13 protein-coding genes are annotated in these 14083 nt (G+C 57.2%); 4 read left to right on the top strand and 9 right to left on the bottom strand.

Annotated features, from left to right (window positions below; translation table 11 throughout):
• Positions 1-63: 63 nt before the first annotated feature.
• From rsuA to F3J41_RS15875, 3 genes are all read left to right on the top strand, one after another.
• Positions 64-786, top strand: coding sequence for a 16S rRNA pseudouridine(516) synthase RsuA (gene rsuA / locus F3J41_RS15885; protein ID WP_088517030.1), 723 nt, complete (start codon positions 64-66; stop codon positions 784-786).
• Positions 787-797: 11 nt separating this feature from the next.
• The gene (locus F3J41_RS15880) at positions 798-1991 is read left to right on the top strand and encodes a Bcr/CflA family multidrug efflux MFS transporter (RefSeq protein ID WP_021509253.1); all 1194 of its coding nucleotides are present in this window, start codon (positions 798-800) and stop codon (positions 1989-1991) included.
• A 331-nt stretch (positions 1992-2322) separates the two neighbouring features.
• Positions 2323-2649, top strand: a complete 327-nt coding sequence (locus F3J41_RS15875) for a hypothetical protein (RefSeq protein ID WP_021509254.1) — start codon at positions 2323-2325, stop codon at positions 2647-2649.
• Here F3J41_RS15875 and yejF read toward each other — a convergent pair.
• The 9 genes from yejF to yeiP all read right to left on the bottom strand — a co-directional run bounded on the left by yejF (position 2643) and on the right by yeiP (position 13513).
• Positions 2643-4232 carry a microcin C ABC transporter ATP-binding protein YejF gene (gene yejF / locus F3J41_RS15870; RefSeq protein ID WP_058757244.1) on the bottom strand — a complete coding sequence of 530 codons (1590 nt, stop codon included), beginning with the start codon at positions 4230-4232 and terminating at the stop codon, positions 2643-2645. The genes F3J41_RS15875 and yejF overlap by 7 nt on opposite strands.
• Positions 4233-5255, bottom strand: coding sequence for an ABC transporter permease (locus F3J41_RS15865; protein WP_058757524.1), 1023 nt, complete (start codon positions 5253-5255; stop codon positions 4233-4235).
• Positions 5255-6346: a microcin C ABC transporter permease YejB gene (locus tag F3J41_RS15860; protein WP_058757245.1), complete on the bottom strand. Its 1092-nt coding sequence runs from the start codon at positions 6344-6346 to the stop codon at positions 5255-5257. Before F3J41_RS15860 ends, F3J41_RS15865 begins: the two co-directional genes overlap by 1 nt.
• 10 nt (positions 6347-6356) lie before the next feature.
• Positions 6357-8165 (bottom strand): extracellular solute-binding protein, encoded by a 1809-nt coding sequence (locus F3J41_RS15855; RefSeq protein WP_166711743.1) that lies wholly within the window; start codon positions 8163-8165, stop codon positions 6357-6359.
• Between the two features lie 65 nt (positions 8166-8230).
• Positions 8231-9796, bottom strand: a complete 1566-nt coding sequence (locus F3J41_RS15850; protein ID WP_166711741.1) for a cyclic di-GMP phosphodiesterase — start codon at positions 9794-9796, stop codon at positions 8231-8233.
• 227 nt (positions 9797-10023) lie between these two features.
• A complete protein-coding gene (gene mepS / locus F3J41_RS15845) occupies positions 10024-10599 on the bottom strand; it encodes a bifunctional murein DD-endopeptidase/murein LD-carboxypeptidase (RefSeq protein ID WP_031280047.1) in 576 nt (191 codons plus the stop codon).
• Positions 10600-11113: 514 nt separating this feature from the next.
• Positions 11114-11821 carry a phosphatase PAP2 family protein gene (locus F3J41_RS15840; protein WP_058769930.1) on the bottom strand — a complete coding sequence of 236 codons (708 nt, stop codon included), beginning with the start codon at positions 11819-11821 and terminating at the stop codon, positions 11114-11116.
• A gap of 45 nt (positions 11822-11866) precedes the next feature.
• Positions 11867-12841 carry a GTP-binding protein gene (locus tag F3J41_RS15835; RefSeq protein ID WP_166711739.1) on the bottom strand — a complete coding sequence of 325 codons (975 nt, stop codon included), beginning with the start codon at positions 12839-12841 and terminating at the stop codon, positions 11867-11869.
• Between the two features lie 99 nt (positions 12842-12940).
• Positions 12941-13513 (bottom strand): elongation factor P-like protein YeiP, encoded by a 573-nt coding sequence (gene yeiP / locus F3J41_RS15830; protein WP_031280049.1) that lies wholly within the window; start codon positions 13511-13513, stop codon positions 12941-12943.
• A gap of 152 nt (positions 13514-13665) precedes the next feature.
• On the opposite strand from yeiP, the gene F3J41_RS15825 reads away from it, so the two are divergent.
• A complete protein-coding gene (locus F3J41_RS15825) occupies positions 13666-13920 on the top strand; it encodes a YkgJ family cysteine cluster protein (RefSeq protein ID WP_132465165.1) in 255 nt (84 codons plus the stop codon).
• The last annotated feature ends 163 nt before the right edge of the window (positions 13921-14083 follow it).

Genomic DNA, 14083 nt, shown 5'->3' with positions numbered 1-14083 from the left:
ATGATTTACCGGGCAAATGCCGTTTCAGTTCCCCTCCGCAGTAACAGGCAAAAAAACGAATTCATGCGACTCGACAAATTCATATCTCAGCAACTGGAAGTTAGCCGTGCCATCGCCGGCCGTGAAATACGTGGCAGAAAGATCACCATCAATGGCGAAGTGGTGCGCGACACCGCCTATAAAGTCCTGCCGGACGATGCCGTAGAGTACGACGGCAATCCGCTGACGGTGCAGCAGGGCCCGCGCTATTTCATGCTGAATAAACCGCAGGGCTATGTCTGCTCCACCGACGATCCGGATCATCCCACCATTCTCTATTTCATTGAGGAGCCGGCGGCGTTCAAACTGCACGCGGCAGGGCGGCTGGATATTGATACCACCGGGCTGGTGCTGCTGACCGATGATGGTCAGTGGTCGCATCGCATTACCTCTCCGCGCCATCACCTGGAGAAAACCTACCTGGTGGAACTGGAGCAGCCGCTTGACGCGGGGCTGATCGAAAAATTTGCTGCCGGCATTCAGCTGCACAATGAGAAAGATCTGACCAAACCGGCGCAGCTGGAAATCCTCGATGAGAAAGCCGCGCGCCTCACCCTCAGTGAAGGGCGCTATCACCAGGTGAAACGTATGTTTGCGGCGATGGGCAACCACGTCACGGCGCTGCATCGCGAAAGCATCGGTGAGATTGTGCTGGATGACGAGCTCGGTGAAGGCGAATACCGTGAACTGACCGAGGCGGAAATCAACAGCATCGGCCTGCCGGACGAACTGAAACAGCGCAAATAGCGGGAGACAGCGTGCGTAAGGAAAAAAATTCACCGGTGGGATTAGTGGTGATTCTGGGATTGCTGGCGATGCTGATGCCGCTCTCCATTGATATGTATCTGCCGGCAATGCCGCAAATCGCCCGTGAATTCGCGGTGTCGGCCGGCAGCGTACAGATGACGCTGAATCTCTACATCCTCGGCTTCGCCATTGGTCAGCTGGTGTATGGCCCGCTGGCGGACAGCTACGGACGTAAACCGGTGATTGTGCTTGGCACGCTGATTTTTGCCTGCGCGGCGGCAGCCTGTGCGCTGTCGCAATCCATTGACCAGCTGATTCTGATGCGTTTCCTGCACGGGCTCTCCGCCGCCGCGGCCAGCGTGGTAATTAACGCCCTGATGCGCGACAGTTATTCGAAAGAAGATTTCTCGCGCATGATGTCGTTTGTCATGCTGATCACCACCATTGCGCCGCTGCTGGCCCCGATCATCGGCGGCTGGCTGCTGCTGCTGTGGAACTGGCACGCCATCTTCTGGACGCTGGCATTGGCCGCACTGATTACCACCGTGCTGGTGGTAACGCAGATCCGCGAAACGCTTAAGCCCGAGCAGCGGCAGCGTTTTCACCTGCGCACCACGCTGAGCAATTTTGTCGCGCTGGTGCGGCACAAACGCGCCTTCAGCTATATGCTGGCAAGCGGCTTCTCGTTTGCCGGGCTGTTTACCTTTCTTAACGCCGGGCCGTTTGTTTACATTGAAGTGAACCATGTGTCGCCGCAGAATTTCGGCTACTACTTTGGCCTCAACGTGGTGTTTCTGTTTGTCATGACGCTGATTAACAGCCGCGCGGTGCGCCGTTTCGGACCGCTGGCGATGTTCCGCCTCGGTCTGTTGATTCAGTTTGCCATGGGCATCTGGCTGCTGATTGTCAGCGCGCTCAACCTCGGTTTCCTGCCGCTGGTGTTTGGCGTGGCAATGTTCATTGGCTGCGTATCGACCGTCTCCTCCAATGCGATGGCGGTGATCCTCGACGAATTTCCCCATATGGCCGGCACCGCATCCTCGCTGGCCGGTACGCTGCGCTTTGGCGTCGGTGCGCTGGTTGGCGCGCTGCTGTCGCTGGTCAGCGTCAACAGCGCCTGGCCGATGGTCGCCACCATCGCGCTGTGCGCTACCGTCTCAATCGTGTTGTTCAGCTACGCCGCCCGTCCGCGCCACACCGCGTGATGGCGGCGGGTCTATGCTGAGCCTGCTGTTATTTCACCTCCTGATTTGCCCCTCTCCGCACTCTCGCTCTGCTTAATGTTTCCATATTGTGAAAATTAATTGATAAAAAAGTAACGACATTGCGTCTAAAATGATTGTTAAGCGCCGCGTAACGCGGTAAACATAGGCATAAATGCGAGAAAGCTCGCAAATAATAAAGTTGCATCACGCTTTGTGCTTAAAACGAGAAGGCTATCCTTGACGTCCGTATGCTGAGCTTGCCAGGTGGGGATTCACCGCGATGAAGCCGTCCGTTGTGAATAACGTTACTGTCTCTGGGAACCGAAACACTATGCTGCAACTCTCGGTTGTGCATCGTTTACCACAACTTTACCGCTGGTCGCTGGAACATGCCGGCGCCATTGAACGCCAGGAAGCAGCGAACGGCGCGCATGACGGGGATCTGGTCGCGCTGCGCCTGCTGAGCCATGATGGCCATCCGGCGCTGGAGATCCTGCAGCAGCTACAGGAAACGCTGGCGCAGATTCAGGTCGAGTGCAAAATTGCCGAATGTGAAGGGCAGCCGTGTTTACTGATTCAGCGCGGCGACGAGAGCGCCACTAACTGCTGTCTGAAAAATCAGGGCGTGGCGATCGCCGAAACCTTTGACGGTCACTGAGGCCCGATCTCGCCCTGCGCGGAGGCCAGCAGCTGACGCGTATACTCCGCTGCGGGCGCGTTGAACAGCGCTTCGCATTCACCCTGTTCCACCACTTCACCCTGGCGCAACACCACCAGCTGATGACACAGCGCGCGCACTACCTGCAAATCGTGACTGATAAACAGATATGCCAGCTGATGCTGCTGCTGTAAACGGCGCAGCAGGGTGAGGATCTGCTTTTGCACCGAGCGGTCCAGCGACGAGGTGGGTTCATCCAGCACGATCAGCTGCGGCTGCAGGATCAGCGCGCGGGCAATGGCGATACGCTGGCGCTGACCGCCAGAGAATTCCGCCGGGTAGCGGCTGCGGCTCGCTGCCTCCAGGCCAACCTCTTCCATCACCGCAATGACTCTGGCTTCCTGTTCGGCAGCGCTGAGCTGCGGCTGGTGCACCGCCAGCCCTTCGGCAATCACCTGCTGTACCGTCATGCGCGGATTGAGTGAAGAGTTGGGATCCTGAAACACCACCTGAATGCGCTGGCGCAGCGGCAGTAGCTGCTTCGCGCTCAGCTGATGCAGCGGCTGGCCGTCGAACCAGATCTCGCCGCGCGCAGCAATCAGGCGCAGCAGCGCCAGGCCGGTGGTGCTTTTGCCTGACCCGGATTCGCCGACTAACCCGAGGCTTTCGCCGCGCCGCAGGGTAAAACTGAGATTGTGTAGCGCGGTTTTTTCCGCCACGGTGCGCTTCAGCAGTCCACGGCGAATCGGGAAACCCACCTGCAAATTAGTTACCTGCAACAGCGGCGGCGCGTCGATCAGCGGTACCGGTGCGCCGTCCGGCTCGGCGGCCAGCAGCTCGCGGGTATAAGGCTGCTGTGGCTGGCGAAACAGTACGTCACAGCGGTTGTGTTCCACCTCGCGCCCGTTGCGCATCACCGTCACGCTGTGGGCCAGCTGACGCACAATGTTCAGGTTATGGGTAATGAACAGCATGCCCATGTTCAGTTCGCGCTGCAGTTCGCGCAGCAGCTGTAAAATCTGTGCCTGTACCGTGACATCCAGCGCCGTGGTGGGCTCATCGGCAATCAGCAGTTTGGGCTGCGTCAGCAAGGCCATGGCGATCATCACGCGCTGGCGCTCGCCACCGGACAGCTGGTGCGGAAAATCCTGCAGGCGCGTCGCGGCCTGGCGAATGCCTACGCGATCGAGGCAGCTGAGAATCTCAGCGCGCGCCGCTTCACGCCGCATGCCACGGTGCAGCGACAGCACTTCATACAGCTGCTTTTCCACGCTGTGCAGCGGATTGAGTGATACCATCGGCTCCTGAAAAATCATCGCCATCTGGTTGCCGCGCAGCCCGCGCATCTCACGTTCGCTGGCCTGTAACACATCGCGCCCGTCAAACAGGATCTCGCCCTGCGGATAACTCACCGGCGGCTGCGGCAGCAGACGCATAATCGACAGCGCAGTCACGCTCTTGCCCGATCCCGATTCGCCCACCAGCGCCAGCGTTTCGCCGGCGTCGATGTGCAGCGAGATATCTTCCACCACGCGGCGCGGCCCGAACGCCACCGCCAGATGCTTCACCGTTAACAAACTCATTTAGCGCCCCCGGCTCGGATCAAAGGCATCGCGTACCGCTTCGCCGATAAAAATCAGCAGCGACAGCAGCAGGGCGAGGGCGAAGAAGCCGGAAAGGCCAAGCCACGGTGCCTGTAAATTGTTTTTTCCCTGCAGCAGCAGTTCGCCCAGCGACGGCGAGCCCACCGGCAGGCCGAAGCCGAGAAAATCCAGTGAGGTCAACGTGGTGATCGAACCGCACAGGATAAACGGCAGAAAGGTGAGCGTGGCAACCATGGCGTTGGGCAACATGTGGCGCAGCATGATGCGGCTATCGCTCACGCCCAGCGCGCGTGCGGCGCGGATATAGTCAAAGTTACGCGTGCGCAGGAACTCGGCGCGCACGACGCTCACCAGGCTCATCCAGCCGAAGATCACTGTCAGCAGTAACAGCCACCAGAAGTTGGGCTGAATCACGCTGGAGAGCAGAATCAGCATGAACAGCGTCGGCATGCCGGACCACACTTCAATCAATCGCTGACCGATGAGGTCAACGCGGCCGCCAAAGTAACCCTGCAGGGCACCCACCACAATACCAATCACGCTGGAGAACAGCGTTAACAGCAAACCGAACAGCAGCGAGATGCGCGTGCCGTACAGCAGACGCGCCAGTACATCGCCGCCGTTAGCATCGGTGCCCAGCCAGTTTTGCGCGGACGGCGGTGACGGGAAGGGCACGTCGGTGGCGAAATGAATGGTGCTGTCGCTGAAGCGGATGGGAGCCCACAGCGCCCAACCCTGCTGATCAATACGTTGTTTCAGCCACGGATCCTGATAATCCGCCGCCGTGGCAAACTGGCCGCCTAAATCGCTCTCGCTGTAGTTAAACAGCAGTGGTGCGTACCAGCGCTGCTGATAGTGCACCAGCAGCGGTTTGTCATTGGCTAATAATTCCGCGCCCAGCGACATCACAAAGATGAGCAGAAACAGCCACAGCGACCAGTAGCCGCGCCGGTTGTGACGAAAGCGCTGCCAGCGCTGCTGGTTAACGGGAGATAAACGCATCATCGGCCCTCAAAATCAATGCGTGGATCGACCAGCGTATAGGTCAGATCGCTGAGAATATTCATCAGCAGGCCAATCAGCGTAAAGATATACAGCGTGCCGAACATCACCGGATAGTCGCGCTGAATGGTGGCATCATAGCCGAGCAGCCCCATGCCGTTGAGTGAGAACATCACTTCGATCAGCACCGAGCTGGTGAAAAACATACTGATAAAGGTGGCGGGAAACCCGGCGATCACCAGCAGCATGGCGTTGCGGAACACGTGGCCGTACAGGATGCGCTTCTCATCCAGGCCCTTGGCGCGCGCCGTGACGACGTACTGTTTGCGCACCTCATCAAGGAACGAATTTTTCGTCAGCATGGTCAGGGTGGCAAAGCCGCCAATTACCGTAGCCAGCACCGGCAGGGTGATATGCCACAGATAATCGCTGATTTTGCTGTACCACGGCAGCGTATCAAACTGCGGCGAAGTGAGGCCGCGGAGCGGGAACCAGTCGAGATAGCTGCCGCCGGCAAACAGCACAATCAGCATGATGGCAAACAAAAACGCCGGAATTGAGTAGCCGATGATGATAAAGATGCTGCTCCAGATATCAAACGCGCTGCCGTTGCGCACCGCTTTTTTGATGCCCAGCGGAATCGACACCAGATAGATGATCAGCGTGCTCCACAACCCGAGGCTGATCGACACCGGCAGGCTCTCTTTAATCAGCTGCAGCACCGAGGCGTTACGAAACAGGCTGTCGCCAAAGTCAAAACGCAGGTAATTCCACAGCATTTCGCCATAGCGCTGCAGCAGTGGCTTATCGAAGCCGTAGCGATGGGTTATTTCTGCCACCACCTCCGGATCCAGCCCGCGCGCGCCGCGGTACTGGCTGTCGCCGGGATTGTCGCGCACCAGCGCACCGCGCGCGCCGCTGTCACTGCCGCCGCCGCCAGGCAGACCGGTGCTATGACCAAACTGGATGTTGGCCAGCGCCTGATCGACCGGACCGCCCGGCGCAATCTGTACGATAAAGAAATTCAGGGTGATGATGGCCCACAGCGTGGGAATAATCAGCAACAGCCTGCGCAGGAAATAAGCACCCAAACCGCTCTCCTCAGCGTCGATCGGCCGGTAAACGACCGGCTTTGTTCACATCGTACCACCAGTTTTCCAGCCCGGTGGCAAACGCCGGTTTAATCTGCGGATGGGAAAACTTGTCCCACCAGGCCAGCCGCTGTTCGGCGTTGTACCACATCGGAATCATGTAGGCGTTCCACAGCAGCAGGCGATCCAGCGCCTGACCGAGCGGCAGCAGCGCTTTTTCATCGCCCTGATGCGCCACGATCTGCTGCACGAAATGGTCGACCAGCGGATCTTTTACCCGCGCGGTGTTCCATGAGGAGCTGATGTAATCCGACTGCCAGACATATTGCAGGCTGGTGGAGGGCCACGGCATCGCCTGATAAAGCGACGGAATCATGTCGTAATCGCCTTCGCGCAGCCGGCGCAGATATTGCGAACTGTCCACCTGACGCAGCGTCATCGTAATGCCAAGCCGTGCCAGGCTGTGCTGGAACGGCAGCGCCCAGTCGTTCTGAGAACCGCTGCGCAGCAACAGTTCAAACTGAAACGGCTGGCCGGTTTTCACGTTCACCAGCTGCTGATTTTTGATCTGCCAGCCGGCCTGCTTCAGCAGCGCCATCGCCCGCAGCAGATTGTTGCGGTCAAAGCCGCTGCCGTCAGAGTGCGGCGGCGCGTAGGCGTTGTTAAAGACCTCGGCAGGCAGCTGCGCCTTGTAGGGCGCGAGCAGGACCAGCTGAGCGGCGTCAGGATAGCCTTTGGCGGCATAAGCGGTGTTCTGGAAGTAGCTGTCGGTCCGCTTGTAAGCGCCGTAGAACAGCGCTTTGTTCATCCACTCAAAATCAAACGCCAGCGTCAGCGCCTCGCGCACGCGGCGGTCGGCAAACAATGCTTTCTCGTTATTGAACGCCAGCCAGCGCGTGTCGGTGGCGACGTCATTCGGCGTGGTGGCTTTCACAATGGCGTGGCTGGTGAAGTTGCGCCCGCGATATTGTGTGGCCCATTTCTTCGCCGAACTCTCTTCGCGCAGGTCATAGGCACCGGCCTTAAACGCTTCAAAAGCCACGTTGTCATCAAGATAGTAGTCGTAGCGCAGGGTATCAAAATTAAAGCGACCGCGGTTCACCGGCAGATCGGCCGCCCAGTAGTTCTTCACCCGACTATATTGAATGAACTGGCCGGATTTGTACGAAGTGACGCGGTAAGGCCCGCTGGCGAGCGGCGGATAGCCAATCGGCTCATTGAATTTTTTGTTCTGCCAGAATTTTTCCGGCAGCACCGGCAGCGTGATCCAGCTCAGCACCAGGTCTTTATCTGGTTTGGGCATCTCAATGCGCACCGTCAGCCGGTTCAGCGCTTTCACCTGCACGCCACGAAACGCCACGCGAAACTGCGGCACGCCTTCGGTCATGAATTTGCTGAAGGTGAAGGCGACATCCTGTGCGGTGATCGGCGTACCGTCCTGAAACTGCGCGTGCGGATTGATCGACACCTCCATCCAGTGATAATCGCTGGGATAGCGTGCTGATTCGGCGATCAGCGGATAGTAGCTGCCGGGCTCATCGTCTGAGGTGGTAAACAGGCCGTCGTACAGCGTGTCAGTGCCGATACCGGGGTTGCCGCGCGACGCATAGCGGTTGAAGTTGTCGTAAGTGCCCACCACGGCGAGGGTGATCTTGCCGCCTTTTGGCGCCGCCGGATTGGCGTAATCATAATGGCTGAAGTTGACCGCGTATTTAGGTTCGCCCAGCTTCGCAAAGGCATAGCTTTCATGGATAGTGACCGCGTGCACCGGCGCAATGGCGCTGCACATCAGTAGTGCTGTGGCAAGACGAAGCAGCATAAGTGGGGCGCTCTCCTGTGGTAATCCGCACTGTATGGTAGCAGTTTCATGCGCGGTGCGTGACGTTAACCCAAACTGGCCTGGCTCTGATAGTAGCTGATCAGCTTTTCCGGGCGCAGCGGGCGGCTAAACAAATACCCCTGCAGATGCGTGACGCCCCGGTTAACCAGCCAGGCCGCCTGGTCGCCGGTTTCCACGCCTTCCGCCACGGTTTTCAGGTTGAGTTTCTTTGCCAGCAGCAACACGGTGTCAAGTACCGGCGAGGTTACGGTTTCGGTGCCGATACTCTGCACAAAGCCGCGATCGATTTTCAGGTAGTCGAACGGATATTTTTCCAGGTAGATCAGCGCGCTATGGCCAGTGCCGAAATCATCGATGGCAATCTTGAAATTGTGTTCATGCAGCCAGGCGAAGATTTCGCCGGCGTTCTTCTCCCGCACCATGGTGCGCTCGGTGATTTCAAATACATAGTTAAAATGATCGGCGGGCATACTGGCGATCCATGCCTGCACGTCGCGGCGAAAACTGGCCGATGCCAGATGCTGCGGTGACATATTCAGACTGAGACGGGTGCCGCGCGGCAGTTGCTGACAGAGAAAACGCGCGTCGCGCGCTACCAGGCTGAACAGATGTTGGGTCAAAGGAATAATCAGGTTTTGCGCTTCGGCGTGGCTGATAAATACATCGGGTGGGATCATGCCTTCAACCGGGTGAGTCCAGCGCAGCAGCGCTTCAACGCCATAGGGTTTGCCGTTGTGTGCCGTTACCAGCGGCTGATACTCAACGTGAAACTGACCGCGCCGTATGCCGAGCAGGATTTCACGTCCCGGTCGCTGATGCAGCGACAGCAGCAGCCAGCTGATTGCGGCAACCAGCAGCGCCAGCAGCAGGCCGGTCAGCAACGCCAGCGTGTAATCGCGTGAGGCCAGCGTGCTGCCGTAAAGCACAAAGCGCATGCTGCCGTCATCAAGCGTCAGGTCAGTGAGGGAGGGCGGCAGATCGCGGCTGCGTACCACCTGGCTGGTGCCGCTGAGCAGCGCGCTGTCGCCTGCCACCAGCGCCATACGCGTGATTTCGGGATGGTAAGAGGCCAGCAGCTGGTAAGGCGTCATGCTGAGGTTCATGGTGGCGAGGATGCCGGTTTCGCTCGCTCCCGGACTTTTCAGCCACAGCGCCAGCGCTGGTTTGGCGGGCTGCAGCGGTGTGCCGGGCAGCAGGCGGACGTCACGGTCGCGCTCCAGCTCTGAATCGGGTGAGATGGCGCTGGCGGCCAGCAGAAATGCGCCGGTGGCCGAAGAGCAGTAAGCGTTGCCGTCGCGTACCAGTAATATCGCGCGAATGTTGCCGGCAAAGGCGGCGCGAGAGGTCAGCTCACGGTTGACGCTGTTGCAGCTGAGTTGAGTGTATTGCTGCAGCGGATAGAGGCTCTCGACCAGGGTTGACATCACCTGTTGCAGATCGTCACGGCTGTGAGCCAGCAGCTGCTGGTGTTGCTGGACGCGTTTTTGCCAGGTCAGCGTGAGCAGGACGGTGACAAACAGGATAAAAAACGCGACCCCAATAATTACGCTACTCCAGGCGATGCGCCGCGAGTAGCTGGCATGACGATTTAACGTCCCCGACAGTGGCATGGAGTTGGTTCCCCTGATCTTGCCCTTTTTATTATAAAAACGCATACAACTGTGCTGGTTCAAGGCAACGAGAATATAACGAGGCTGCGCGAAAAGTCTCGTTATATTTTTGATTCACAATTACTTTTTCCGCCATGGATTTGGCTTAAGCAACCGCAGACGAAAAAAAACGCTGCCGGGGCAGCGTTTTCAGATTCTCTGGCTGAGAACATCAGGAAGGAAGGGGGTTAACTGGGGTTTTTTGCCAGTACCCGACGCGCTTCGCGGTAGCGGTTTTTCCAGTAACTGTCGTTAAGGCTGGAAATCATCACGCCGCTGCTGGTAGACGCGTGTACAAAATTGTCGTTGCCGAGATAGATGCCGACATGGCGACCGGTGGAGCCGGCGCGGAACAGCACTAAATCACCCGGACGCAGTTTACTGCGTGAAATCTCTTTACCGCTGTCCTGCTGTTCCGATGTGGAACGCGGCAGCTCTAAACCAAACTGTTCGCGAAAGGTGCGCTGAACAAAAGCAGAACAGTCAATGCCGCGTTTGGTGTCGCCGCCTAAGCGATAACGCACACCTTTCCAGTCACTGTACTGCTCCATGATGCGGGACTTAACGTCCACGTTCTGCACCATTTGTTCAAATTCGTCCTGAGACGCCTGAAGTAAAAAACCATTCTGGTTGTTAACTTCATGATTCTCGTTATTCGCGTTCTGACCGTTATGGGTACTGCTACATGCCGATAAGAGGGTTGCTAATGCTACTGCGGGAATAATCCGCCTGAGGTATCTCAGAATTGGTTGAGACTTGACCATTGTACGTGTTTTCCTTCGATGTCCTTACGACAGAATGTCGCCAGCCAGATGACAAAACGGGTTGAGATTAATAAGTGCGACCCTCTAAGACAATTCCTTAATTACTAAAATGTGTTAATGCACACATTTTTGTTGCTTAAGGTACCGAATTTTATGCTGCACGGTAGTAATCGGAGTTGAGGTTAACCGATTACAGACCGCGTGGCGAGTGCTTTTATATAAATTTTTATAGGTTTTTTTGATGTGAAATCAATCTGTAACACAACGGTTACTTTATCAACAACTGGTAGCGATTTAAGCGTCAATTAACGGCAGGAACAGCGGCTAATTCTGGCGCTAAGGGAGATTTTAAGAGGGTTCTGACTGGACAGGCCAGGAATAACACCATTGTCAGACGATTTGACGCATAGGTTTTTCTTTTATCAGAAAACGCTTAGTCCGCTAATAATTTATTGCAGGATTAAATAAGCGCAGGCGATCTTAAAAACAGGGAATAATCGCCCGCGCTAAACAATTACGCCTGGGGTTTATATTTTCCGGGCAGCGAACGATAGAGCCAGTTCACCAGTTTGTCACTGGCCGGTGTTAATAACCACCAGCTCAGGCCTACCAGCACCACCGACAGCGAACCGACCGCGATATCGGTAAACCAGTGTGCGCCTGCCATTACGCGCGGCAGGGAAAAGAGCACCACAATCAGCAGGCCCATCAGGAAGGCGCGGAAGCCGAAATAGCGCCACATAAAGCAGGCGAAGATAATCAGCATCATGCCGTGGTCGCCGGGGAAGCTGTCTCTGGACGCATCTTTTGCCGGAATGCCGGTCAGTTCACTAACGCGATGCACATTATCAAAGAACAGCGTCGGGCTGGCATGCTTAACCGGCAGCAGGTGGCCCAGCTGGTTAAGAATCACCGCCGTTAGCAGCATGGTGATACCAATCGCCAGCATACGACGTCGGCCCTGCGGCGTTTCGCGGCGCCAGAACCACAGATAGAGCAGGCCCATCGCCAGCAGCGACACCGCGTCAAAACCGCGGAAATTGGTGATCGCCACCAGCAGCGCAAAGCCGTGATGGTCGACCATCTGGTCGTTAAAGCCAAAAAAGATGCCTTTGTCGAGAGCGAACCAGAACCCGTGCTCCGGCGGCAGATACCACGACATAAATAGCATCACACCCAGCGCATTCAGCAGCAGGATGGTGATCAAACGAGTAGTGCGCATAAAAGTAACTCAAAAAGAAAAAAATAACGGGCAAACCTACCGCAGCTAATTTAAACGAATCTTCAACAGGGCAGTCTGCAAGGCGTTCCAGTCGGCGGCCTGATGGTGGATCAATTCGATACGGCTATCGGGTGGCGTGACCGGGCGCGTTTCGATGAACAGGTCTTCGCCCTGACGGTTAATGCTGACCAGACCGTCAGCGGTACGCAGCACGCCTTTCACGCGATCCACCGGCGCAAGCCGCGCCCACTCTAAAGCCGGAATGGTATCGAACACCGTGTCACCATCGAAAATCCAGCCACAGGAAGCATAGCCCTGACCTTCATTTAACGCACGACGCCAGCGCGCTTCGCCTTCCAGTTTCAGCGCCGCCAGCCCCTGCGGGCGTGACGAATGATGATGATGCGCGGCATCGGGTACCGCACGATCCGCCAATGCCGGCTGACTCAGCAACGCCGGATCAATATTGCCCCAGCTGGCTTCCACCAGTTGACGGTCGCCCAAATGCTGCTGCTGCCAGCTCGCCAGCCGCTGGCGATCTTCCGCATCCCACTTGTCGCTCTTGTTGGCGATGATGATGTCTGCGGCGATCAGCTGGTCGCGAAAGTTTTCATTCTCCGTGACGCGCGTATCGGCTAACTGACGCGGATCGAGCAGCGTCAGCGTGGCGTCCACGCGGATCCACGGCTGATAGACCGCCGCGCGCAGCATATTCAGTAACTGTTTGGGATGGCCAAGGCCGGTGGGTTCGATAATCAGGCGGTCCGGCTGAGTCTGCTTCAGCAGCATATTCAGCTCAACCTGCAGCGGCAGGCCGTTAACACAGCACATGCAGCCGCCGGGGATCTCTTTCAGCGTGGCGCCGCGGTCGGCGAGCAGGGCGCCGTCAATGCCGATCTCGCCAAACTCGTTGACCAGAATGGCCCACTTTTCATTGGCCGGTTTGTGCGCCAGCAGATGTAACAGGGTGGTGGTTTTACCGCTACCGAGAAAACCGGTAATCAGGTTCACGCGCGTCATGATTTACTCCGTTAAAATAGCCGCGCCGGACAACCGCATCCGGCGCGCAGGCCGTTGTTATACTATAACAATCAACCGCCGCCGGAGAAAATCGTGCGCTTAATCGGCGCGTCCCATATAACGACGCTCGGCAATATGGATACGGATGCGATCGCCATTGCTCAGGTACTCAGGCACCTGAATCGACAGCCCGGTGCTCATGCCCGCCGGTTTGGTGCGCGCACTGGCGGATGCCCCTTTGATGCCAGGTGAGGTATCAACGATCTCCATGTCTACCGTCTGCGGCAGTTCCAGCGCCAGCACCTGACCATCCATGGTGAGCACCTGGATACCGGGAATGCCGCCTTCCGGAATAAACAGCAGCTCTTCTTCGATCTGATCTTTTTTAAAGCTGTACGGCGTGTAATCTTCGTCATCCATAAACACGTATTCGTCGCCGTCGATGTATGAGAAGGTCACCGCGCGGCGGCTGAGCTGGATGGCATCAATAATGTCGTCGCCCTTGAAGCGCTCTTCAACTTTCAGGCCGGTGCGCACATCGGTGAAACGCATCTTGTACAGCGTGGCGGCACCGCGCGCGCTTGGGCTCTGGACATCGATATCCTTCACCAGCAACAGTTTACCGTTCCAGGTGACGGCCATTCCTTTTTTGATTTCGTTTGCCTTTGGCATAATGCTTGACTCGCTATAACCAGGTAGATGCGCGCCAACTTACTCGCGCGGTGAAAAACAGGCAAGTGAGGCCGGTGAAAATTGTTGGTCGCGCATGGAATTCCGCGGTGCAGACTGCTATTGTCGGCCGCTAATCTTTGCAGGAGCGCATGATGTTATGTCGAGACCAGTGCGGTGCCTGCTGCACAGCCCCCTCCATCTCTTCCCCCATTCCCGGTATGCCTGACGGCAAACCGGCCAATACCTGCTGCGTTCAGCTCGACGAACAGCAGCGCTGCAAAATTTTTGGCTCGCCGCTGCGTCCGGCGGTGTGTGCCGGTTTACAGCCACAGGCGGAGATGTGTGGTAACAGCCGCGCCGATGCCATGATCTACCTGCTGCAGCTGGAAGCCGATACCGCGCCCTGAGTTTAAGCTGACGCGAGCTGAACAGCACGCTCGTCGCAGGTGCCGCGTTACAGCAACGCGTCAGCGCGCCCGCTGTGAAAAATCCTAAATCCGCCGCGAAGTGTGCGGAGCATCAAAAATCTGCTACGCCGATTGCGCATTTTCTTGCCTGTAACCGGGTGCT

It is taken from the genome of Pantoea sp. Ap-870 (genome assembly GCF_011752515.1).
GTDB lineage: Bacteria > Pseudomonadota > Gammaproteobacteria > Enterobacterales > Enterobacteriaceae > Pantoea > Pantoea dispersa.
The sequence above is the reverse complement of the archived record's forward strand: the minus strand, read 5'-3'. Positions and strand labels throughout refer to the sequence as shown.